This window comes from Marinomonas sp., assembly GCF_039940335.1.
In the GTDB taxonomy this organism is placed as follows: Bacteria; Pseudomonadota; Gammaproteobacteria; order Pseudomonadales; family Marinomonadaceae; genus Marinomonas.
Map to the genome: position 1 here is coordinate 314,338 of NZ_JBDVGW010000013.1, position 24,126 is coordinate 338,463.

A 24,126-nucleotide genomic window follows, 5' to 3' on the forward strand; every position below is an offset into this window, starting at 1 on the left:
AGTCATGGCAAGTAAACTACCTCCACTAAATGCCCTTAAAGCTTTCGAAGCATCGGCACGCAAATTGAGTTTTTCTCAAGCAGCAGAGGAATTATGTGTTACCCAAGGGGCGATAAGTAAACAAATAAAGCTATTAGAGGCGCACTTACAAACCGCTCTTTTCGATCGTAATGCGAACGGTATTAGCTTAACCAATGCAGGCAAACAATATTTGCCCAGCATCATGAATGCTTTACAAACTATCCACAGCTCCAGTGCGCAATTACAACAGAAAAATCATCACAATCAACAGTTAACACTGAATTTGATTCCCTCTTTAGCCAGTTTATGGCTCATCCCAAGATTAGATAAACTCGCTTCCCACCTACCGGATTTATCCTTACAAATTGTTCTAGGAGATGGTCAGTTTCAATTCCACCAAAACAGTGCAGATATTGCCATTCGCTGCCTGCCCCTTTCATTGACCCATGAAAACTCATGCTTGCTTAGCAAAGAGGTTCTTGTCCCAGTAATACACCCTAATTTACTGGCTAAGGCAGCTGTCCATACCCCAGGTGATTTACTACAACACCCTCTGATCACCCATGTCACAAGGCCTCAACTATGGCCTCAGTTTCTGGCTCATCAAATAGAAGCAGACAGCAATCATCTTAATGATGCTACTTATAGTCACGGTTTTGAGCACTTTTTTCTCTCACTAGAAGCCGCCAAGCAACAGCAAGGTATCGCCCTAGTACCCGAATTGTTTGCCCGCCAAGCATTAGAAAATAAAGAGCTCATCAACCCTTTAGATATTCGCTACGAAAGTGGTTTTGGTTTTTACTTTTTAAGTCCCTTTTATCGCCAACAAGCAAGCATTGACCAAGCATTACTAGAATGGTTTATACAGGAGTTAAGCTAAGGCTTCGGCACAAAAAAGGGCCTTTAAAAAAGGCCCTAATGTCGTACGATTCATACCTAGCGCATTAGTTTTCTAAGGCAAATTCAAACATGGTATTGGCTTGATGCACCAAACGATTAACTCCGCTCGCTTCATCTAAAGAAATCAAACCATTCAGGCTTCCTGTCATAAAGAAGTATTCTTCTTGTCCATATCCTCGACGTATACACTCTTCAATGCCTTTACGCAGAATGGCTAACTTAGTATCAAAAAAACCATCTTCTGCAGTACTGTACTCAAATACCTTGCCACTGCCACTTTCAAGGAAAAACTGTTCCCCAGCCAGGGGAATGTGGGACACCACAATACCGTAGTTATAATAAAAATCGCAGGATTGGTAACTGTCTGAATTGATCTTAGGACGCATAATTTCTGCCGCCACTAATGGCTCAGCCTTATCTAATAATGGCTCTATGCCCATTGAGTTAACGGGTACATAGCTTTGATAACAAATCTCCACTTCTATACCCGTCAACTTTTCTTCCGGCAACTTAGCCCCGTGACTGGCAAAAATCTGGAAATCAAAAATAGGCGAAATGATAAATAACTCATCATCTTCCACCACTTTCCAACCCTTAATGCTCGCCCCCTGCTCTACTAGCACTTCAATAAGCTTATCTTGAGCTTGGCAAATCTCATCATAACTTGTTTGTATAGACTCAAAGCGCCCTTCACTGAAATTTTCTAAACATTGCTTATATTGTTCAAAATCCATGTTAACAATCCTATGGGCTATTTAAAAGTTGATGACCTTTGGCATTTAATTCAATCCGACTGTGTTTTAAACATAACAGTTTTATTATTCTAGTTAGTCAATAGGTTCGTGTTTAAAGAGCTTAATATTAATTCGTATCGCCACTAAGCTCTCTGTTGAACCACTAGTCAACTAAGCTTTGTATGCTCTGCCAAATTTCATCATGAATATCGATACCACCTGCAGCTTCATGCTTATCTATAAACCGCTGAATTTTAGAACCAGCAATCGATACTTCTCCACTTTCAGCCGGCTCAGACGCCATTACATAATCTCGAATACGTTGCATTTCTGAAGCAAACTGAGAGGCTTCCATAGTCTTACTTAAGTCGATTGCGATCAAAAACTGTGACACACCGAATTCGCCATCCTGATCTTCTGTGATTGCTGGTACAGAACGCCCTCCAGAGATAGCAGTAATCATCATGTCGAGCACAATCGACATAGACGAGCCTTTCCAAAATCCCATTGGCAAGATACGTTTATTTTTCCATAGCACATGAGGGTCTTGAGTCAGGTTACCCTCGTCATCATAACCACCCACAACAGGCAAAGGCTTATCGGCTAAAACATGATTTTGCAGCTGTCCATATGAGAACTGGGACATTGAGCAATCAACTAAAACGGGCGGATCACCAGCAATGGCCATAATTAAGGGATTGGTTCCTACGCGATGATCCTTTCCACCCCAAGCAGGCATAACGGCAATTGAATTGGTGGCAGCAATGCCGGCAAAACCTTGACGTGCCATTTCTAAAACATAGGCACCTCCGCGCATCCAGTGGTTAGAATTTTTCATCCCTACCATACCTATGCCGTGCTCTCGAGCAAGCTCCATTGCTCGATCAGCACACACTAGCCCATTTAGAACACCTGGACCATAGTGGCAATCCCATTGCTCTAAAGCTCCCATACGATTCACACACTCTGGCACTGCCTTAAGGTTTATCTGACCTTTATCGACCTGACTAATAAAAACCGGAAAACGGTTAATGCCGTGTGAGTACACCCCTTCATTTCCCATGTCAGCAAAACCTTTTGCTAAGCGTTTAGCTGATTCTGGAGACATGTCACGAGCAAGTAGAACTTTCTCATAAGTGCTCTGAAGGGTTTCGACAGATACGATAGGCATTTTTACTCTCCTTATTAAATTCCGCAATTCGGAATTCGATGTTGTTATTCTTCCGTATAATGACACAAACAAAAATAAAATGAAGCTTTTTTGAACAATTTCTATTTTTTTAGACTGGTCTCGCACTCGCCTCAAACAAGCTAAAAGAATTAATCACAAATAGGAGATGCAAACTATCCTCTTCTTTTAGAAGTGTCATACAAAGGGTGGGTAAAAAGGTCTACTAACTACCAAGTAGAACATTAGGTAGTAGCAGACATTTACTTACTTAACGTGAGTTAGGGGAAAACTAAAGGGGTAACCCAGCTTCATTTGCGATCGCGGTAAGGCGTGCTTTCGCGGCTTTAATATCGGCAAACCAATTATCATTTTGGGCCCACATTTCAATAACAAATGGCGCCGCATAATTAATTTCAACAAGGGTTTTAAAAATACTATGGAAGTCAACTTCACCTTCGCCAATAACAAGATCTCTAAATTGACCTTTACTGGTCGGAGATACTCGCAGTGTGTCTTTCAAATGTATCTGTACAATATGATCCTGACCTAGTTTCAATTCAGTTGGAACATGATGATTCCAACCGGAAATATTGCCGACATCAGGATAGGCCATAAAGAATGGTGAAGGAATCTCGCGCTTTAGAACTTCAAATTTAGCTAGAGAATTTAAGTATGGGGTATCCATTATTTCTACCCCTAATAATACTCCAGCTCGCTCTGCCATTTTTGTTGCTTTACGCATCCCTTCAATGAAGCGTTGGTGGGTTTGTTCTGACTGAGGTTCGTAATAAACATCGTAACCAGCCATTTGAATACAGCGAATCCCAAGTTTGTAAGCTAGAGCAATGGCCTTTTCCATAATTTCAAATGCTCTTTCGCGGATATTTTCGTCCATGGAGCCGAAAGGATACTTACGATGAGCACTTAAACACATGGATTGTAACGGCATGTCATGCTCAATGCTTAACTGGCGCAGTGCGTAGATTTCTTCATCTGACCAATCTAACCTAGCTTGACGCTGCTCAGTTTCGTCAACGGATATCTCAATAAAATCAAAGCCTAATTGTTTTGCATAAGCAAAGCGTTCATGCCAACTCAACTCAACTGGAAAAGCTTTCTCATAAATGCCGATACGAAACGGTTTGTTAAAATGGATCATACTATTACCTTAGAATAACTTGCCTTGTATTTTTTGCGCAGTATTCGCAAGTTGCCCTGCTAATGCCTCCACCCCTAAGCGCGTAATTCTTGGCGTAAGAGACGACACACTAATCGCGTAAATTGGCATATTGTCTTGATTAAAAACAGGAATGGCCACACATGAAATCCCCGCTTCGTTTTCTTCATCGTCGATGGCATAGCCACGTTCTTTTACCCGCTCTAGCTCAGCCAAAAAAGCTGACTTTTCTAGAATTGTATTTTCTGTCAATTGCTCCATCATATGATTATTACGCTGCCAGTAGGCTTCTTTAATTTGCATAGAAGCATGGGCTAAAAAACACTTCCCGGCTGCAGAACAGTAAGCTGGAGCATGTAACCCCACATAAGTACGGGTACGAAAAGAGGCGTTACTCGGTTCAACTTTGTCTTTAAAAACAATGTTATCCCCATCAAAAGAAATGAAATTAATGGTTTCATTAATTTCATGCTGAAGCGCCTTCAAATAAGGCTTTACCAACCCTGTCACATCGGAATTAAGGGCCACTTGACCGACATGCAAGAGCTTCATCGTTAAACGATAGTCACGCCCTCCTGACATTTGCGTTACGTAACCTGCGCTCTCAAATGTAGATAATATGCGGTGTGCTGATGATTTAGTCATTGCAGTTTCTTGGGCAATTTTTTGCAATGATGCACCATTCGGATACTGCCCAAGAAACTCAAGAACACTTAATGATTTTAGAAGTGACTTTATTTGCTCACTCATTTTTACCTACCAATATTTTGATATTTCAGTATGGAAAGATTCAGCAATCTGTTGACCTTGTTCACTTGCCAATGCCCGACCAGCAATGAAAGCTTTGACTTTGAGTTCTCTAAACAGCACGAGATCTTCTGGTACTATTCCACCAGTAATAGATAATTCAATCCCTAAGTCGGACAAGGCTTTCATCTTCATTAAATCTTCTTCCGTCCATGTCACACCGGCCAGCTCTGCATCTCTTGATCTATGATAAATTGCTTGCTTAATTCCCATATCAACCCAAGCTTTAGCGTCTTCTAGTGTCCAATGACCATACAGTTCGATTTGGACTTCACCACCAAGCTCTTGAGTTACCTTATAGGCTGCCCTGATGGTCTCAATATGCGCTGCTGCGCTTACCGTGACCCAGTTGGCTCCTGCTTGCAAAGCCATTCGAGTAAGAATTGCGCTTGCATCGGTGATTTTCATATCGCATACAATAACATGATCAGGGTGTTGGTTACGTAACAAACGTACACTTTCAACGCCATTTGCAAACGCTAAAATTGTTCCCACCTCAATCACATCAACATAGTTGGCAATTTTTTGTGCTGTTTGTAGACCACTGTTTATGTCCGTTGAGTCAAGGGCAATTTGTAATAATGGTTTAGTCATTTGGATTCCTCAAAAGCATTAAATAGGTTTACTAGTCGCAAATATTGTTGATATTTTTTCTGATATTTTTGGTAATGCTCTTGGTTAGGCTCAACCCTCTTTGACTGAATCGACATAGACTGCAAGCCTTGCTCGATATTGTCATATTGACCTGCACCGACCATTGCAATGAGAGCAGCACCCAACGACCCAGTTTCTTCTAGTTCTGGGATTTCAAGGGTCATACCTGTTAAGTCGGCAAGCATCTGCATCCAAACGCTCGACGAAGTAGAACCGCCGGTCACAGTTAACAACGTGGCACTAGGAAAACGAATTCTCATACGCTCTAAATGCAGGTTATGGCAGAATAAAATGCCTTCCCAAATTGCTTGAATCAGATGCCCTTTTGTATGGTGGGCTTGTAAACCATAAAAACCGGATTTAATACCCAATCCCATGTTGGAACCATATAAAAATGGTACAAAAAGCAACTCACTTTCAGCTACCGGAAGGGCGCTAACCAAGGCTTGATTGTCTTCATGATCAAACGATCCTCCTTCCCCTAAATAATCGACAAACCACTCATAATTACTGGCTGAGGTAGGGCTCGCTTCATGAACAATATACTGCTTGTCCGCGACATAATGACCATAAACATAGCGATGATTGTCTTGCGGTTTTGCGACACTAGCAATGCCTGAGGTGACCGCCCAAGTCCCCATTACATAGTTCAAACTTTGCTGATCTGAATTAATACCTGAGCAAATAGCAGTTGAAACCACATCAAATAGGCCTCCAAAGACTGGGGTGCCTGAGTGTAAACCCGTCTCTTCTGCGACATCATCGCGAATATAACCTGCTAATTGATCAGATTTAATAACCTTAGGTAAGGCATCCCAACATTCTTCAATACCAAATATTTTTAAAAGCTTGGCATCGTATTGTCCTGTGTTCGCGTTAAAGAAGTTACTCTCGGATATATTGGTTAGCTCAGCGGATATATCTCCAGTTAGGCGATAACGCAGATAATCATGGGACATCAAGATAGCCCCGAGCCGTTGATAGTTATCAGGCTCGTTATCCTTCAACCAGCGCACGATAGAGACGGGATGCCCAGTCCATAAAGTTTGCAGTGTTAATGGATAAATTTTTTCTGGTATACCTTCGGCCTGCCATTGCTTAACGAGCTCAATAGACCGAGAATCTGAAGACAAAATGCCATTTCTAAGGTCATTTCCATCTTTGTCTAATAAGTAAGCGCCTTTACCCTGAGCAGAAATGCTAATTCCCTTAATGTCTGACGGGTCTATCGCTACTTTATCTAGCAACTTAGTAATGGCAGTCTTAGCATCAAACCAAAGGGCGTTAAGCTCTCTTTCAACCCATCCTTGTTGACCGTTAATTATTTGCGCAGAGACTTTTGCAATCGCAAGCTGGTGTCCGCGACTATCAATTAATGCGGCTTTCATAAAAGTGCCGCCTGAATCTAGCCCTATGAAATAGTTCATATGCGCTCCTCATCAAGCCCAAATATCTGCCGTAACGTATTAGATAAGCCTAGCTCTTCATCATTATGTCCAGCAGCGACTTGGTCAGCAATGGCTTTAATTTCCGGACCAGCATTCCCCATAGCAACCCCTAATCCAGCTAACTTAAGCATACTAATGTCATTATGATGGTCACCTATCGCCACCATATGTTGTGGATCGATCCCCAAGGAGGCTAAGTAAGCACCTAATGCAGCCCCTTTGGTATTGCCCTTATAGGCAAAATCGAAGCGATCTTGCCAGGACTGCTCTGCACTAAAGTTCTGTGCTACAAAACACTGGTCCGCGAAAGAAGCCACATCTTCACCTTCTAATACGAATTTCCAAATAAAATCATTGGCATCCAGTTCTTGCCGTAAATCGGCCACCTTGTAGATCTGTGGCTTCAAATTTTTCGGATACTGCTCAGCCCAATCGGCCAAGGTATCAATATAAGGAACCGGGTGAGTTATCGAATGCATCATAGCGTGGGTTGTATAAAGTACGGCTGCCATCCCTTGGTCTTGCGCCAGCTGCAAAAAATCCTTCGCTAACGGCTTAGGTATAGCGTTATGTTGAATAACCTTTTCTTGCCGATAGTCGTATACGTAAGCGCCATTACAACAAATAATCGGCCCAGTTAACCCAAGTTCATGGTAATAAGGACGAGCTGTCGTATGGTGCCTACCCGTGACAATAACCACTGGTATTTTTTGAGCCAAATACTGCACCGTACGAATTAGATCTGCAGAAATAGTTCGGTCTGATTTAAGAACAGTGCCATCTAGGTCAAGGGCTAAAATCTGATACATAATGAACTACTTCTGTCCGTAGTAAGCGTTTTCGCCATGCTTGCGCAAATAGTGTTTGTCTAGTAGCTCACTTTGAACCTTTATGCCTGTATTCAGCGAGCGAGTGCCAATTGCCATGGCTGACACTTCTTCTAGCACAACAGCATTATGGACAGCATCAAAGCAATCTTTACCCCACGAGAATGGAGCATGACCAGAAATAATAGCTCCTGGAACTGCACTTGCATCTAACCCACGTTGAGAGAACTCTTCAACAATCACTAAACCTGTATTTTTTTCGTATTCTTCTGCAATTTCGTTTGCCGACAGTTTACGGGTACAAGGTATATCCCCATAAAAATAATCAGCGTGAGTTGTGCCTAAAGCAGGAATATCCAAGCCTGCTTGCGCCCAAATAGTGGCGTGTCTTGAGTGAGTGTGGACAATGCCACCAATAGCTGGAAACGCTTTGTAAAGCTCAATATGTGTCGCTGTATCACTAGAAGGATTTAACTCACCTTCAATACGATTGCCGTGGAGGTCGATTATTACCATATCCTCAGCTGTCATATTTTCATAATGAACACCCGATGGTTTGATAGCGATAACATTTCTTTCTCGATCTATCTCTGAAACATTACCCCATGTAAAGGTCACCAACCCGTATTTAGGAAGTTGCAAGTTCGCTTCCAATACTCTTTGCTTTAATTCTTGAAACATAGTTACCTCAATGGACCTAAACTTAATTTTATGTACAGACTGACCCGATTAAGGGAGGGTCAGTCTGATAGCTGAGCTATTTCGCTGCAGCCAAAATATCATTGACCATTTTGTCACCATGCTCTTCAATAAAAGCACTCCAAACTGGCTTCACAGCGGCTTGGAAAGCAGCACCATCGACATCACGGTTTACCTGCATGCCTCCTGCTTCAAGTTCAGCGATCATTTTGTCTTCTTTCGCTATGCTTAATTTACGTTGCATATCGACAGCTTCCTTGGCGACCTGTTCGACAACTGTTTTCTCATCTGCCGATAGCTTATTAAAAGACTTTAAGTTCATTGTGAATGCCAAAGGTGAGTAAGCATGCTGAGTGAGACTGAGATACTTCTGAACTTCATAAAATTTAAAAGATAACGTGACACCAATAGGGTGATCTTGAGCGTCTACCACTCCAGTCTCTAGTGCTGTATACAATTCAGCCACCGGAATCTGTGTTGGATTAGCACCTAACGAATTGAACATATCATTTAGAGCCTTTGAACCATTAACCCGCATACGTAATCCATCCACATCTTCAGGACTACGAATAGGTGCTCGATTATTCGTCATATTGCGATAACCATTTTCAGGGTACCCCATGCCTTTCAAGCCAAATTGCTCCAAGTCTTTAGAAACAGATTGGCCTACAGGGCCATCTAGTACCTTATAAGCAGCATCTCGAGTAGGGAACATAAATGGTAAAGTAAAGGCTGCGGACTCTGGCAATAAACCAGAATAATTATTAAGCCCGACAATCGAAAAATCGACCAAGCCAAAACGCGTACTTTGAATCATCTGCGCGTCATTACCTAGCTGTCCGTGAGGGAAAATATTCACTTTAACCTCACCATTGGTTCTAGCCTCCACTTCCTTTTTAAAGAACAAGGACATATCTTGTTGAAGGTCAGTCTCAGGCGCAGCATGCGCCAACTTGAGCGTTGTAGCTGCCTGCGCTGAACTGGCTAATGCCGCTACAGACAAGACAGAAACAAGACCAACACCCTTAAATAAAGTTGTTATTTTTTTCATTATTTTCTCCTCGGGTTAACCGATAATAAATTTCATCGGGACAGTAATAATGTCGGGGAACACTATAAACAGTGCTAATAGCACGACATACGCGCCAATAAAGGGCAGGATGCCTTTTATTGAAGTAGACATGGGTACGCGAGAAACGCCACATACCACATTTAAAACAGTTCCAACTGGTGGTGTAATTAAACCAATTGAGGTGTTGATGACGAACATAAGTCCAAAATAGACGGGATCTATACCGGCCATTTTTACAACCGGCATAAGTAAAGGCACAAGAATCAAAATGGTAGGGCTTAAGTCCATTACCATACCCACTAGAAAAACGAGCAGCATTATGACCGCCATCAGAGTACGAGGACTATCTATCAAAGGCTCAAGTATGACGGCTAATTGTTGAGGTAACTGCGCAACCGTTATCAACCAGGCTGCGACCATTGCACAGCCTACTAAAAACATCACCATAGCCGTTGACCGAGCGGCTCTTTTTAACACATAAATTAATCGTTTAATTGATAACTCTTTATAGATAAAAGCAGAGACCAGCATCGCATATACCGCAGCAACTACCGCTGCCTCTGTTGGCGTAAAGACACCAAACCGAATACCTCCAAGAATAATAATTGGTAAAAACAGCGCCCAAATACCATCTTTTAATGCTGCCATTTTTTCTTTCAATGATGCTTTTTCAGAAACAGCTAACTCTTCTTTGCGAACGATAAATCCCCATAGTAAAACTAGGGTTACTCCCATTAATAGACCTGGAACTATGCCTCCTATAAATAGGTTTTTAATAGAAATCCCACCGGCAACACCAATTAGAATTAAAGGAATAGATGGAGGTATAACCGGCGCGATAATACCGCCAGAGGCCAGTAACCCCATGGATGACCCCTCTGGATATTTTGCTTTTCGCATCATGGGATACAAAATACTTACTAATGCCGCGGCATCCGCAACAGCAGAACCAGACAAACCCGCCAATAAGATCGATGTAAAAATGGCGACGTATCCCAGTCCTCCTTTACGATGACCGACAAATGTATTCGCAAGTCGTACGATTCGCTCTGACAAGCCACCTGTTGCCATCACTTCACCGGCGATTAAAAAGAAAGGAATGGCAAGCAGTGTAAAGCTATCTACACCATTGATTAGAGCTTGGGATAAGATATCTGCACTAAACAAATCCATATGAAGCATCAGTGCCATTGATGACAACAACAGAGCAAAAGAAACAGGCAGACCTAGTAAAATAGAGATCAGTAACACACTAAGAAAAATAGCTAATGTCATTCTTCAGTATCCTTATCTAACAGCCAGTTGGGATTAAAAATACGGACTAAAGAAATTAACCCGATTAACAAACCAGAAATGACGCCCGCTAGAGCAAAGAGTGCAGAAGGCAAGCCTGTTAAAGGTGAAATATTATTCCAATTAGCGACGGTCTGATTCAAAGCACCAATAAACAACATGCTAGACGCGACTAAAATTACCAACCAAATAAGGCGATTCAAAATCGGTACAGCCGATGGAAAGAAGCGCTCAGAGAACTCCGAAACCGCAAGGTGTTCACCACGGCGTAATACCACAGCAGCCCCAAGCAAGACGATCCAAACAAGACCAAGCCTAGATAACTCTACAGAAGAACGGATCCCGGATGAGAACCCATAACGTAAGACAACATTGGTGAATACTAAAACAACCATTATTGCGAGAATTGTTGTTATCAATATATCAATGCATTCCCACAACCACTTTATTATTTTTTTCATGGCGTAAAACCTTTATTGACAATGTAAGCTATCTATTCTGATAGCGATCCAAAAAGTGTGCTTTAACCCTTATCAAAACTATTTTTTAAAAGAGAGCTTTAATCCAGTAAATACCGTATTGCGGAATAAAATATAACTTCATTTCCGCATAATGACACATTTTGAAATTAAGAAAAGCTTTTTTGGGATTTTTTTAAAGAATTTTTCCCCTAAAAGTCGCAACTACTGTAATGCAAAGAAGGAAAGTTTCACTGGGCTATCACTGAAGCAAATAAAAAAGCAGATAACGCCACTCAAAGGACGAGAAAGAGAAGACAACGGCTAAAGCACCTTTGTAAGAGCAACATTACTGCCTTAAAGGGAAATTTTTTACAAAAAACAAAAAATGATAACCCCTCTCAATCCTGTAAAAAACATACAACCTCAAAGACCATGCAGTACGAGCTTTTACAGCGATAAAGCCACCAACACACCTTCACAAAAAAACATAATAATGTGCCAAAAATCTGAGATCATTGAGGCTTTTTAAGCCGAAATGTGGGGGTTCCATAGCAAGCTTGAATCGGCCTGCGTTTACATAAAAAGGCTTTTCACTATACTCTGCGATGTAACAAAACTTAAAAATATGTAATCGATTACAGCAAATAATTTTCCGCCCAATAAAAATAAATATGAGGTTAATATTATGCGATCTTTGAAAGGCCCTGCTCTTTTCTTAGCTCAGTTCGCTGGAGATGAAGCACCGTTTAACAGCTTTGAAAATATTGTAAGATGGGCTGCTGATATCGGCTTTAAAGGCGTGCAAATTCCTACTTGGGATGAACGTATCTTTGACTTAGATAAAGCCGCAACGGACTTAGAGTACTGCCAGTACCTGAAAGACTTTCTCGCTCAGCATGACATGGTAATTACCGAGCTTTCGACTCATCTACAAGGACAACTTGTTGCCGTCCACCCAGCTTATGATGATATGTTTGACGGCTTTGCCCCTGATAAAGTCAAAGGCGACCCTAAAGCTCGACAAGAATGGGCGGTAAGTCAGTTATTAAAATCTGCTCAAGCGTCTAAAAATCTTGGTTTAACAAACCATGTAACCTTCTCAGGGGCACTACTTTGGCCCTACTTATATCCTTGGCCACAGCGTCCAGCAGGCCTCGTTGAAGCAGGCTTTGAAGAGCTCGCCAAACGTTGGCTCCCCATCTTAAATGAGTTTGACCATTGTGGCGTCAATGTTTGTTACGAGATCCACCCCGGTGAAGATCTTCATGACGGCGTCACCTTTGAAATGTTTCTTGATGCGGTCAACCAACATTCAAGAGCCAATATTTTATTTGACCCTTCACACTTTGTGCTCCAACAACTCGATTATTTGCAGTTCATCGACCTGTACCACGATCGAATCAAAATGTTTCATGTAAAAGACGCTGAATTCAACCCTACAGGTCGTCAAGGGGTCTATGGCGGTTATCAAAACTGGATCGATAGAGCTGGCCGTTTCCGTTCACTCGGTGATGGTCAAGTTGACTTCAAGAGCATCTTTTCAAAACTGACCCAATATGATTTTGACGGTTGGGCGGTCATTGAATGGGAGTGTTGTATGAAACACCCTGAAGCCGGAGCCATTGAAGGCGTGAAGTTTGTCAATGATCACCTTATCCGGGTAACAGAACGTGACTTTGATGATTTTGCCAGCAGTGGGATTGACCAAGCGATGAACCGGAGAATATTAGGTTTAAAGGAGGGGCAGTAACATGAGTCATCAACGTATTCGTGTTGGTATGGTTGGCGGAGGTGACGGGGCTTTTATAGGCGCTGTACATCGTATTGCTAGTCGCATTGATGATCGCTTTGAACTGGTTGCTGGCGCACTTTCTTCTAACGCCCAACGAGCTCTCAATTCCGCTTTGAATCTTGGTATTAGTCCAGATCGTAGTTACGCGACTTATCAAGAAATGGCAGAACAAGAAGCACGGCGTGAAGACGGCATTCAAGCCGTCATTATCGTCACCCCCAATCATATGCACTACCCAGTTGCTGCTTGTTTCTTAACACACAAAATCCATGTGATCTGTGATAAGCCCGTCACTAAAGATTTACAGGAAGCCCAAGCGCTTCAAAAACTTGTGGCTGAGTCGGGGGTATTTTTCGCTCTTACTCACAACTACACCGCTTACCCAATGGTACGACAGGCAAAACACTTTGTGGATACAGGGGTACTAGGCGATCTACGCGTCATTCAAGTGGAATATGCCCAAGACTGGCTAACGGATAAAGCAGAAGCAACGGATAACAAACAAGCCCAATGGCGCACGGATCCTGAGAAGTCAGGTAAAGCGGGTTGCCTAGGTGACATAGGTACTCATGCATTCAATCTTGCGTGCTTTATTAGTGGTCAACAAGTCAAGAGTGTCGCGTCGGATCTCACGGCGTTTGTACCTGGAAGAAGACTGGATGATAACGTACATACCATGCTGCGATTTGGCAATGGTGCCAAGGGCATGTTATGGGCAAGCCAGGTCGCTCCAGGCAATGAAAATGCGCTAAAAATTCGAGTCTATGGTGAGCTAGCAGGCATAGAGTGGTGCCAAGAGTCGCCAAATCAATTGTGGTTAGCTAAGTTTGGCGAGCCTAAGCAGCTCATCACCCGTGCGGGCCATGGCTCAAGCCCTCACCTATCAGCACTGACACGTATTCCAGCGGGCCACCCCGAAGGTTACCTTGAAGGGTTTGCCAATCTTTATTTAGAAATTGCAGACGCCATTGAAGCCATCCAAGGTGGTACAAGCATTCATACCGCTCAGGGCCTAATCCCTAGTGTTGACGACGGAGTAGAAGGCATGAAGTTTATATCTGCTGTGTTAGCGTCTGCAGAGAATAACGGCGCTTGGTGCCCTCTCACACCAACAGAAACGACAAGTGATGAATGAGGGTAACAATATGAATGAGCCAATCATGCAAATTCACAACATTGTGAAAGAGTTCTCTGGAGTAAGAGTACTTCATAAAATTACGCTAGATATTTATGGCAGTGAAGTGCTAGGGATCTTAGGTGAGAATGGAGCAGGCAAATCCACTCTATTAAAAATCATTAGTGGCATCTATACGAAAACGGCAGGTGACATCAAAATTAATGGCAAAGAAGTCAATATTCAATCAGCGACGGATGCAAAAAAGCTGGGAATAGCGATGATCCCTCAAGAGTTCAACCTTATTAGTACTCTTAATGTGTTTGAGAATATTTTTCTTGGCAATGAGATTAAACGCAGAGGCTGGTTAGATAAAACGGCCATGCGTAATAAAGCAAAATCCTTACTGGAAGAACTAAAGACTGAACTCAACCCAGAAGCGCTCATTGAGACCTTGAGTGTGGCAGAGAAACAGATGGTTGAAATTGCGAAGGCTCTAGTAAACGATTCGCAAATTCTCATCATGGATGAGCCAACAACGGTTTTAACCGATCACGAAGTTGAGATTTTCTTTGCCTTAGTGGGTCGTTTGAAACAAAGAGGCGTGACCATTATTTTTATTTCTCACAAGTTGAAAGAAGTAAAATTTTTATGTGACCGCCTTGCGATCTTACGAGATGGTCATCTTGTCAGCGTAGATGATGTGAAGGATATCGATGAAGAAGATATGGCTCGAAAAATGGTCGGCAGGGAGCTTAATCAAATCTACCCTCCACTGTCCGAACACCAACAAACTGACGCCTTAAAAGTTCGCAACCTTTCAATTAAAGGTGTGCTGAAAAACATCAACTTTCACCTCAAAAAAGGGGAAGTTTTAGGTTTCGCTGGGCTAATCGGTGCGGGTAGAACAGAAACGGCTGAGGCGATTATGGGCCTCAGAAAAAAAGACAGCGGTGACCTAGAAGTTTTTGGCCAACCGGCAAAGATTGAAAATATTTCAGACGCACTGCATTACAAATTGGCGTACCTCTCCGAAGACCGTCAGGGTAAGGGATTAATCATGAACTTTGATATTCCCAAAAACATCACTCTGATTTCACTGAGCGCGTATGTTAAAGGTCTTATTCAGCATAAAAAAGAGAAGTCTGTTGCTCGTGACTATGTTGATCGGTTTGACATTAAAGCGGCTTCTATTCACTCCAACCTTATTAACTTAAGTGGCGGTAATCAGCAAAAAGTCTATCTATCAAAATGGATGGATACCTCTCCCAGTATTCTCATACTCGACGAGCCTACCCGTGGCATAGATGTGAATACCAAAAAAGAAATTTATCACTTTATTCAAAGTCTGACTGAGCAAGGCGTTTCAGTCATTGTCATTTCATCCGAGCTAGAAGAAGTAATGGGCTTATCTCATCGCGTAATTGTTATGCGATCTGGCGAAATCATGGGTGAGCTAACCGGCGACGCCATCAATGAAAAAGAGATCATGCTGTATGCCGCAGGTTTAAAGCAGGCCGCCAGCGGCTGATAGGCAGACTTGCCAATACCCAATTTTCAAAATAACAACAATATAAAAGAGGTTTACTCATGTCTTTGATTCTTACACGCGTAAGACGGCTGGATTTGGCCACCTATGCGCCATTTATAGCCTTAGTTTTGCTAGTGCTATTTTCATCTATAGCCAGTGAACACTTCCTTATGCCTCGGAATATCACCAATGTCTTAAGACAGGTTTCCTACACAGGCATTATTGCGTTGGGAATGACCTTCGTCATTATCGCTGGGGGGATAGATCTATCAGTAGGATCAATGGTCGCCCTAGTCGGTGTCTTGTCCATAATGATCATCAATGGCGTAGGCGATGGCTGGTGGGCAGTAGCCATGGCAGTATCATCGGCGATTGCACTAGGAGCCATGTTCGGAGCCATAAACGGGCTAATAATAACCAAGGGTAAGGTCGCCTCCTTTATCGCGACTTTAGCAACCATGTCGATTTTTCGCTCCATGACGCTTTATATCAGTGATGCAGGGGAAATGGTTTCTGAAAACCCTCACTTTTCAGATATCGGTGGTGGTTACTTATGGGCAATCCCCTACCCTGTGTGGATTTTTATCCTACTCGCCATCGCTTATCACATCCTACTTAAACACAGTGCTTTTGGCCGCCATGTATGTGCTGTCGGCTCAAACGCCAAGGTCGCGTCCTATTCCGCTATAAAAGTACGCTGGGTCTACTTTCTTACCTTCTTAATTGCTGGCCTCTCAGTTGGCATATCTGCAGTACTACTGGCTTCTCGTCTAAATTCAGTCAGTCCAGGCGATGCAGGATTATTTTATGAACTCGACGCCATCGCTGCAGTAGTAATTGGTGGAACAGCCCTCACCGGTGGTAAAGGCACTATTTGGGGCACAGTGATCGGCGCCATTATTCTCGGCATTATCAATAACATGATGAACCTAATGGGCATTTCACCTTACCTACAAGGCATGGTGAAGGGCTTAGTCATTCTTATCGCTGTACTCGTGCAGTTTAAAGGTGACCGTTAACCACTTCGTTTTTCTTGTAACGAGAGAAACAAGTATCCAAGGTGCACAACGCATCTTAATAATCTAAACCTGTAATACGGAGATAGACCATGAAATATAAGAATAAAATCATGAAAGTCGTTGCAGTCTTTACTATGCTGTTTGCTTTTGTCAGCACCAGTTATGCGGCCAAATATAAAGTCGGTGTTAGTGTGCCATCCGCTGATCATGGCTGGACCGCAGGACTGTTATGGTGGGCAAATAAAGCCGTAAAGGACCTAAAGGAACAGGAAAAAGATATAGAGTTTTACGTGGTTGCTGCAAGCTCTGGCTCCAAACAAGTAGGCGATGTTGAAGACCTGATGATTCGAGGCATCGATGCCTTGGTTATCCTTCCTCATAACCCAGCGACACTACAAAAAATTATCGAAGAAGCTTTCAGCGAAGGCATATATACCGTTGTGGTAGACCGTGAACTCGCCACTCCCGCTCAAAATGTCTTCATTGCTGGTGATAATGTCGGCTTAGGTCGCGTTGGTGCACAATGGCTTGCAGAAGAAATGGACGGCAAAGGTAATGTTGTTGTGATCGAAGGTTTACAAATCCCGATCAACAAGCAACGTGTAGACGCTTTTAATGATGTTATGGCGGATTACCCTAAAATTAACATTCTTGATTCGCAACCAGGTGATTGGTCAACTCAAAAAGCCCTTTCAGTCATGGAAAACTTCTTACAGAAGCACCCAAAAATTGATGCAGTTTGGTGCCAAGATGATGACATGTTAAAAGGTGTTCTAAAAGCTATCGAAGAATCCGGCCGCAAAGACATTAAAACGGTATTAGGTGGTGCTGGCTCGAAAGATATTATTGAAATGATCCAGGCTGGCAGCAAAATGGTTCGCGCAACCGTAACATACAGCCCTTCTATGATTGCATCAGGTATTGCTCTTGCCGTACACGGTGTTAAAAATGAAAAAATAGGCTACTTGTACCATGAGCCATCTCGAGTAATTCTAGGTGCAGACCTAGTGACCGAAGAGAACGCAGCGGATTATTATTTTAAAGACGCCGCGTATTAATAAAGAGTTACACATTGAAGCGCCAGGCCATTAAGGCTTTAACCTTAATGGCCGTTTTTCTATAAAGCGAGCATTAAATCGACAGTGCAAAAGACCAAAATAACCTTATAGCACGACGACAAAGCAGATGTAGTCATCACCTAAATAGTGGTATTTAATTTATGGCAACAGTGAAAGACGTCGCCAAGCTCGCTGGGGTATCCACCGCCACAGTATCAAGAGCTCTGGCTAATCCAGAAATTGTTTCAGCTGAAACCCGCTTAAAAGTTGAAAAAGCGGCAAAAGAAATGGATTACTTACCCAATATACTCGCGAGAAATCTGCGGAAAAATGAGTCGCGAACCATCGTTGTTATCTTGCCCAATATTGAAAGTCCGTTCTTCTCAGACGTCGTTCATGGTATCGAGGCCCTTGCTCATAAACATAACTATAAACTGCTAATTGGTGACATAGGGAATGATGTAACACGTCTACAAAGCTATTTAGACCTTTATGAGACCAAACAAATTGACGGCATATTATCCCTAACAGCAGATATACCTGAATCCATGATTATTAATCATAAAGGTGACGTAAAATTACCCATGGTGATTGCGGCAGAGTACTTTTCTAACTTACCCATCCCAACGGTACATATCGACAATCACTACAGTGCCAAGAAAGGTGTGGAATACCTTATTATGATGGGGCATCACAAAATCGCCTGTATCTCTGGAAAAAGCCAAAGCCCTATTTTCAACGCTCGTATAATGGGCCACGTAGAAACATTAAAGAAATGGAAATTGGTGAATAATGAAGAGTATCTAATAGAAAGTGATCTTGCGTTTATCGATGGCTACAATGCAGCAAAACAGCTATTGACGCTAAAGAACGCGCCTTCTGCCATTGTTTGTCATAGCGATGAGGCTGCTATAGGAGCGTTAAAAGCAGCACGAGATCTTGAGTTTGACGTTCCTCAGCAACTCTCCATCATCGGTTTTGATAATCTTGCCCTAAGTGAATATTGCTACCCTGAATTAACGACCATCCACCAGCCTCGGCAACTTATCGGTGAAACCTCCATAAAGCTACTTCTCGATATCTTATCTGGGAAAAAGCCTAACCCAGAAATGACCTTACCAACTCAACTTATTGTTCGGGAGAGCTCCTGCCCGCCTCCAATGGACCAGAGATTATCTACCGACCTTTAGTCGGGATAGAGCGTTTTGCCCATCTGGAACATATACAAAAAATAGATTTAACACGCTTGCTAACAAGTCCCTTTACTTGAGTCAAAGGTAGCAACCATTGGCCAAGCCAGCCTTGCTGATCAATCAGCAACCCAGTGCCATATTGAATAACTTGGTTATCATCCCCTTTATACCAGCTACCGAACATCCGATCCCAAATGGCTAATATCACACCAAAGTTTTTATCATAATGTTCTCGTGCTAAAGAATGATGAAGCTGATGCTGAGCAGGTGAGATAAGCCATCTTTCAATTTTTTCACCGTAACTTAAGGCGATTCCTGAGTGGCGCAAATTCGCCCCGAGAGCATTGAACACAAAAGAACTGACGATCACCCCGAAGATTTGCCACAAGCCAACCTGCTGAGGGAAAAGCAGAAGAAACACACTGATCAACACACTTTGCACAGACAAAGAGCGTAGTAAAAACAAGACACCTTCAACTGGATGAGTTCGAAACACGGTAAAGGGTGTTAACACTTTGGCACTGTGATGAACCTGATGAAAAGCCCACAAATAGGCATTTTTATGCAAGCACCAATGAACAAAGAAACGCGAAAAATCGTCGGCAAGAAAATAACAAAGGGTAAACAACGCCATCACCCAAAGGTCTGGCCAGCCTAATGAAAAAGCAGTGAATCCCTGCTCTAACCAAAAGAAGTATAACCAGCTCACCCAAACTGCTTGGCTGAGCATTTTAGGAAGGATCAGTGCCAACAAGAAACGATTGGCGATCCATAAGAGGTAATCTGCCCGAGCAGAAGGATGCCACCATACTCGCCATGATAATAAGGCAGACATACGCCCAAAGCCTTCTTTACCATAGCGCCAATAAAAAATGGCCGCTGCTGTAAAGAACGCAGAGATTAAATAGACAAAGGAAACTCTTTTGCCCATATCAAAGAAAGAGGAGAAGGCACTCGCCAACTCCTCTTCCAACCAGCCTAAATAGACTTCAAACATATAATACTAACGACAAATTAATCGTTTTCAGCGCTATTACCTGCTGCATTAATTTGCTTCAGTACGTCACTCATGCCCGCAGTACGGTCATTAAGCTTCGCTTTTAGATTAAATGCTTGAGCTAACAAGTTCTGAGTTTTGATCATATTAAGCTTGTATTCTTGCATGGTCACAGCGCTCGTTTGAACGAAGCCACCTTTGCCGTCTAAAGCAACGACTTGCGTGTTACCAAACAAAATTGGGCTAAAGCCAATTAAGCGGTCTAAACCCGCTTGAGCGTTACCAAGATCACGGCCCGCACCCTCAAGTGCTAAAGCAAAACCTTTTAGCTCGCCCCAATGTTTTACATAGTTACGGTAAGCTTTTTTCACATCACCGTGAGCTTCTTCAATGATGGCGATTTTTTCAATGTCTGAGTAAACGCTACCAGCATATTTGTACGCTGCTTCAGCAATCACTTGCTGCCAAGCGGTGGCAATAATTTTCGCCTGCTCTTTAATCGCATTGCGTTGAGCATCCGTTAATACTTCACCCTTCGCTGACGTGATAACTTTACGACCATCGATAAAGGCTTGCATAATGGTGTGGAAATAATTAGTGCCTGCGCTCGCATCAACACTTGCTGCATAGTAAGCGTGCGCATAAGCCATTTCAGATTTTAGATCGACAACACCATCACCGTTTGCGTCGGCTTTGGAGAATACAGCTGGGTTAAGCTTAGTAACCTGAACCACTTCTTTCGCCGTTAACGACATGCCATTTACCGGTGCACCGAAGTAACCAAAAGCTTCATCCCAAACGTGTTCTTTGCCTGTGTAAGCTGTGCCTTTTTTGTAAGCTTGATCATTCGGGTGCTGATCCGCTTCCAGCTTTTCTTCCAAATAATGGTTAACGGCTTTGTTATAAAACACGGCGCCCATAGCGAATTTAGACACTAACTGAGTGTAGTCATAACCGTTTACTGGGTCATAACCGTTTTTCGTTTTGCCCGCTAAAGTCACAAGCTGTTGTAGCAGTTCTTGACCCGTTGGGTTGCCCGGCCAGCCTGTTACCACACCATCGTAGGCGCTTGATAATAAGTCTTTACCTGTCGACAATTCATCGATTTGTGTTTGTTTAACCTTGAAACCATCTTTTGATACTGGGTCTAGAATTTCTAAGCCGCTTGCTTTGCTAGAAAGATACTGCAGCATAGTTGCTTCATCACCTTTGCTGACAACTTTTTTCAAAGAGTTATGCAACGCATGACGTGCAATTTGGCCACCGTAAGAAACAGAAGACGTTGCATCACCTTTATAACCTTGCAGAGTGATATCAAAAGCATATTGATCCGCTGCAATGGAGTGTGCTGAAAATGCTACACATAGGCCTAAGAGTGTCTTTTTCATGGTTGTTTTTCCTATTTAAATGAACAAAACTTGGCAACGCTTTGCAAGCAAGCGAAGATAATTGGCACACAAAATAACAGTAGTGAGAATAGGTATCAACAACAATATTGATCTTGTTACTTAATTTGTACGAAAATATCACATCAGCGTTAAGATCGTGATGATCCCTTGCAAATTACAGGGATTAGATGAATCGCTTACAAAATACTGACATAGAGGGTTAGAAAGGAACTACACATACAAAAAAGCCCCGACGTAGTGAATAAACACAAACTGTCGAGGCTTTATAATTTGGTAGGGCTAGGCAGATTCGAACTGCCGACCTCATCCATGTCAAGGATGCGCTCTAACCAACTGAGCTATAGTCCTAAAAAGTGTGGGCTATTATACCCAGCAAAGGGCTTTTGACAAGCCTCTTGGAACAATTTTTTAACGAGATTCAAAAATAGAATTGATCAAGTAGGAATCAATAATTCGTGGCCGATTACTTGGTCAATAAGATGATAAGGCACTTTGTAATTTTTCCCTTTAAACTTAACCAATGCATAGTCGTAGCACATTTCCAGCACGGTGCAATTGACGATGACACCATTATCAATCACCCGAATAATATTGTAATTACGTAATGTAATCGCCATTTTTCCACCTCAAGCCGTTTAGGCTTCACCCACATCTTTTAACTTTCGCTGTAACTGGCGAATTTGATCACGATAGCCCGCCGCCAATTCAAACTTCAATTCTTCTGAAGCCAAAATCATTTCTTTTTGCAGTTGTACTATAGCTTTTCTAACCTGAGCCACATCTTCCATACTTTCAACTTGGTAGTCTTTGGCCGTTTCCGCGACCTTCTTCACCTTACTACCACGCTTGCCTGCACCAGGGTTATAAGCCCCTTCCATTATATCTTCGACGGATTTGCTAATACCGGTTGGAATGATGCCATGTTCTTCGTTATGAGCTTTTTGTTTTTCACGACGACGATCCGTTTCGTTAATCGCTCTTTCCATAGAACCTGTAATCCGATCCGCATATAAAATGGCTTTACCTTTTACATTACGCGCCGCGCGCCCTATAGTCTGAATCAAGGATTTCTCTGACCGCAAGAAGCCTTCTTTATCGGCATCTAGTATGGCCACTAAGCTGACTTCCGGAATGTCTAAGCCTTCTCGTAACAAGTTAATCCCCACCAACACATCAAACTCACCTAAACGTAAGTCGCGGATAATCTCCACGCGCTCAACGGTATCAATATCTGAATGCAAATAGCGCACACGAATCCCATGTTCATGTAGGTAATCCGTTAAGTCTTCCGCCATTCGCTTGGTTAAGGTAGTTACTAACACTCGTTCACCTAAAGGTAAACGCAGGTTAATTTCGGATAATAAATCATCCACTTGAGTGGCCACCGGACGTACTTCTAGTTCAGGATCGATCAAACCCGTAGGGCGAACAATTTGCTCCACCACCCAATCTTGATGCTCCTCTTCGTATTTTCCAGGCGTCGCTGAAACAAAAATGGTTTGAGGCTTGATTTGTTCCCACTCTTCAAATCGCATCGGTCGATTGTCCATCGCAGAAGGCAAACGGAAGCCGTATTCCACTAGGTTTTCTTTACGGGAGCGGTCACCTTTATACATAGCGCCAATTTGTGACACAGTGACGTGGGATTCATCGATCACCAATAAAGCATTGTCAGGCAAATAATCGAACAAAGTCGGTGGTGGTGAACCTTCTTCACGACCAGATAAATAGCGGGAGTAATTTTCGATTCCTGAGCAGTACCCCAACTCTTGCATCATTTCCAAATCATATCGAGTACGTTGCTCTAAACGCTGCATTTCTACCAATTTATTGAGTGATTTAAGCTGCTCTAAACGCTCATCTAACTCTACTTTGATACGCTCTATCGCAGCTTGCACGGTTTCTTTTGGTGTAACGTAATGGGTTTTCGGATAAATCGTAATGCGAGGAACTTTACGCAGGGTTTTATTGGTTAGTGGGTCAATCAGTGATAACTGTTCAACTTCATCATCAAACAACTCGATACGCATCGCTGTGTCTTCGGAATCGGCAGGGAAGACTTCAATCACGTCGCCACGCACGCGGAAGTTACCACGCTCTAGCACTAGATCATTACGAGTGTACTGTAATTCTGCTAAACGACGTAATACAGCACGCTGATCAATACGATCGCCTCGATCTAGGTGCAACATCATTTTTAAGTAAGACTGAGGGTCGCCCAAGCCATAAATAGCGGATACGGTGGCAACAATAATAACGTCCTGTCGTTCCAATAAGGCTTTCGTTGCTGACAGGCGCATTTGCTCAATATGCTCATTGACCGAAGCGTCCTTCTCTATAAAGGTGTCGGATGCCGCGACATAAGCTTCAGGCTGGTAATAGTCGTAGTAGGAAACAAAGTATTCCACCGCATTGTTGGGAAAAAACTCTTTAAACTCCCCATACAATTGAGCCGCCAGGGTTTTGTTATGGGCCATGATAATGGTGGGCCGCTTCACTTGGGAAATAACATTGGCTACTGTGTAGGTTTTACCAGAACCCGTCACCCCCAACAAAGTTTGGTGAGCCAAGCCTGACTCAACCCCCTTAACAAGTTTTTCAATGGCTTTAGGCTGATCACCTGCTGGCGAATAAGATGAAACGACTTGAAATTCTTCTGACACGACTCTTTCCTAGGCTGTGCAATCAATGACACAGATTAACAAATTTTGTTACTAACGTGTGGTTTTTCCTCCCTTTCGCCATAGTT

The 24,126-nt window shown here is 42.7% G+C and carries 22 protein-coding genes and 1 tRNA gene; 7 read left to right on the forward strand and 16 right to left on the reverse strand.

All coding sequences use genetic code 11. The annotated features are described in order from the left end of the window. Positions 1-4 precede the first annotated feature (4 nt). Complete coding sequence (locus ABJF92_RS11110; protein WP_446815865.1) at positions 5-901, forward strand: LysR substrate-binding domain-containing protein; 897 nt, start codon at positions 5-7, stop codon at positions 899-901. A gap of 64 nt (positions 902-965) precedes the next feature. Here ABJF92_RS11110 and ABJF92_RS11115 read toward each other — a convergent pair whose 3' ends face one another. From ABJF92_RS11115 to ABJF92_RS11165, 11 genes are all read right to left on the reverse strand, one after another. After that, positions 966-1,655 carry a hypothetical protein gene (locus ABJF92_RS11115; RefSeq protein ID WP_446815866.1) on the reverse strand — a complete coding sequence of 230 codons (690 nt, stop codon included), beginning with the start codon at positions 1,653-1,655 and terminating at the stop codon, positions 966-968. 163 nt (positions 1,656-1,818) lie between these two features. Continuing rightward, positions 1,819-2,826, reverse strand: coding sequence for a 3-dehydro-L-gulonate 2-dehydrogenase (gene yiaK / locus ABJF92_RS11120; RefSeq protein ID WP_446815867.1), 1,008 nt, complete (start codon positions 2,824-2,826; stop codon positions 1,819-1,821). Positions 2,827-3,115: 289 nt separating this feature from the next. Then, complete coding sequence (locus ABJF92_RS11125) at positions 3,116-3,985, reverse strand: L-ribulose-5-phosphate 3-epimerase (protein WP_446815868.1); 870 nt, start codon at positions 3,983-3,985, stop codon at positions 3,116-3,118. Positions 3,986-3,994: 9 nt separating this feature from the next. Beyond that, positions 3,995-4,753 (reverse strand): IclR family transcriptional regulator, encoded by a 759-nt coding sequence (locus tag ABJF92_RS11130; RefSeq protein ID WP_446815869.1) that lies wholly within the window; start codon positions 4,751-4,753, stop codon positions 3,995-3,997. A 6-nt stretch (positions 4,754-4,759) separates the two neighbouring features. After that, entirely contained in the window at positions 4,760-5,404 is a 645-nt protein-coding gene (locus ABJF92_RS11135) for a 3-keto-L-gulonate-6-phosphate decarboxylase UlaD (protein ID WP_446815870.1), read from the reverse strand. Next, entirely contained in the window at positions 5,401-6,891 is a 1,491-nt protein-coding gene (locus ABJF92_RS11140) for an FGGY-family carbohydrate kinase (protein WP_446815871.1), read from the reverse strand. The genes ABJF92_RS11135 and ABJF92_RS11140 overlap by 4 nt, the downstream gene beginning before the upstream one ends. After that, positions 6,888-7,721, reverse strand: coding sequence for a Cof-type HAD-IIB family hydrolase (locus ABJF92_RS11145; RefSeq protein ID WP_446815872.1), 834 nt, complete (start codon positions 7,719-7,721; stop codon positions 6,888-6,890). The genes ABJF92_RS11140 and ABJF92_RS11145 overlap by 4 nt, the downstream gene beginning before the upstream one ends. Before the next feature lie 6 nt (positions 7,722-7,727). Beyond that, a complete protein-coding gene (locus tag ABJF92_RS11150; RefSeq protein ID WP_446815873.1) occupies positions 7,728-8,420 on the reverse strand; it encodes an L-ribulose-5-phosphate 4-epimerase in 693 nt (230 codons plus the stop codon). A gap of 76 nt (positions 8,421-8,496) precedes the next feature. After that, positions 8,497-9,489: a TRAP transporter substrate-binding protein gene (locus ABJF92_RS11155; RefSeq protein WP_446815874.1), complete on the reverse strand. Its 993-nt coding sequence runs from the start codon at positions 9,487-9,489 to the stop codon at positions 8,497-8,499. A 15-nt stretch (positions 9,490-9,504) separates the two neighbouring features. Then, positions 9,505-10,785, reverse strand: coding sequence for a TRAP transporter large permease subunit (locus ABJF92_RS11160; protein ID WP_446815875.1), 1,281 nt, complete (start codon positions 10,783-10,785; stop codon positions 9,505-9,507). Beyond that, positions 10,782-11,264 carry a TRAP transporter small permease gene (locus tag ABJF92_RS11165; RefSeq protein ID WP_446815876.1) on the reverse strand — a complete coding sequence of 161 codons (483 nt, stop codon included), beginning with the start codon at positions 11,262-11,264 and terminating at the stop codon, positions 10,782-10,784. The genes ABJF92_RS11160 and ABJF92_RS11165 overlap by 4 nt, the downstream gene beginning before the upstream one ends. A gap of 685 nt (positions 11,265-11,949) precedes the next feature. Between ABJF92_RS11165 and ABJF92_RS11170 the strand changes: the two genes are divergently transcribed. From ABJF92_RS11170 to ABJF92_RS11195, 6 genes are all read left to right on the forward strand, one after another. Next, positions 11,950-13,014, forward strand: coding sequence for a sugar phosphate isomerase/epimerase family protein (locus tag ABJF92_RS11170; protein WP_446815877.1), 1,065 nt, complete (start codon positions 11,950-11,952; stop codon positions 13,012-13,014). Position 13,015: 1 nt separating this feature from the next. Next, positions 13,016-14,191 (forward strand): Gfo/Idh/MocA family protein, encoded by a 1,176-nt coding sequence (locus ABJF92_RS11175; protein WP_446815878.1) that lies wholly within the window; start codon positions 13,016-13,018, stop codon positions 14,189-14,191. Positions 14,192-14,201: 10 nt separating this feature from the next. Next, positions 14,202-15,701 carry a sugar ABC transporter ATP-binding protein gene (locus tag ABJF92_RS11180; RefSeq protein ID WP_446815879.1) on the forward strand — a complete coding sequence of 500 codons (1,500 nt, stop codon included), beginning with the start codon at positions 14,202-14,204 and terminating at the stop codon, positions 15,699-15,701. A 59-nt stretch (positions 15,702-15,760) separates the two neighbouring features. Further along, entirely contained in the window at positions 15,761-16,720 is a 960-nt protein-coding gene (locus ABJF92_RS11185) for an ABC transporter permease (protein WP_446815880.1), read from the forward strand. A gap of 89 nt (positions 16,721-16,809) precedes the next feature. After that, complete coding sequence (locus tag ABJF92_RS11190; protein ID WP_446815881.1) at positions 16,810-17,778, forward strand: substrate-binding domain-containing protein; 969 nt, start codon at positions 16,810-16,812, stop codon at positions 17,776-17,778. A gap of 161 nt (positions 17,779-17,939) precedes the next feature. Beyond that, positions 17,940-18,968, forward strand: coding sequence for a LacI family DNA-binding transcriptional regulator (locus ABJF92_RS11195; RefSeq protein ID WP_446815882.1), 1,029 nt, complete (start codon positions 17,940-17,942; stop codon positions 18,966-18,968). Here the strand turns inward: ABJF92_RS11195 and ABJF92_RS11200 are convergent. The 5 genes from ABJF92_RS11200 to uvrB all read right to left on the reverse strand — a co-directional run bounded on the left by ABJF92_RS11200 (position 18,955) and on the right by uvrB (position 24,040). Beyond that, on the reverse strand, positions 18,955-19,968 hold the full coding sequence (locus tag ABJF92_RS11200) for a sterol desaturase family protein (RefSeq protein WP_446815883.1): 1,014 nt from the start codon (positions 19,966-19,968) through the stop codon (positions 18,955-18,957). The genes ABJF92_RS11195 and ABJF92_RS11200 overlap by 14 nt on opposite strands. A 17-nt stretch (positions 19,969-19,985) precedes the next feature. Beyond that, complete coding sequence (locus ABJF92_RS11205) at positions 19,986-21,356, reverse strand: DUF4856 domain-containing protein (RefSeq protein WP_446815884.1); 1,371 nt, start codon at positions 21,354-21,356, stop codon at positions 19,986-19,988. Between the two features lie 292 nt (positions 21,357-21,648). Continuing rightward, positions 21,649-21,725, reverse strand: a tRNA-Val gene (locus tag ABJF92_RS11210). Positions 21,726-21,811: 86 nt separating this feature from the next. Then, positions 21,812-21,994: a hypothetical protein gene (locus tag ABJF92_RS11215; protein ID WP_445975082.1), complete on the reverse strand. Its 183-nt coding sequence runs from the start codon at positions 21,992-21,994 to the stop codon at positions 21,812-21,814. Between the two features lie 18 nt (positions 21,995-22,012). Continuing rightward, entirely contained in the window at positions 22,013-24,040 is a 2,028-nt protein-coding gene (uvrB, locus tag ABJF92_RS11220; protein WP_446815885.1) for an excinuclease ABC subunit UvrB, read from the reverse strand. Between the last annotated feature and the right edge of the window lie 86 nt (positions 24,041-24,126).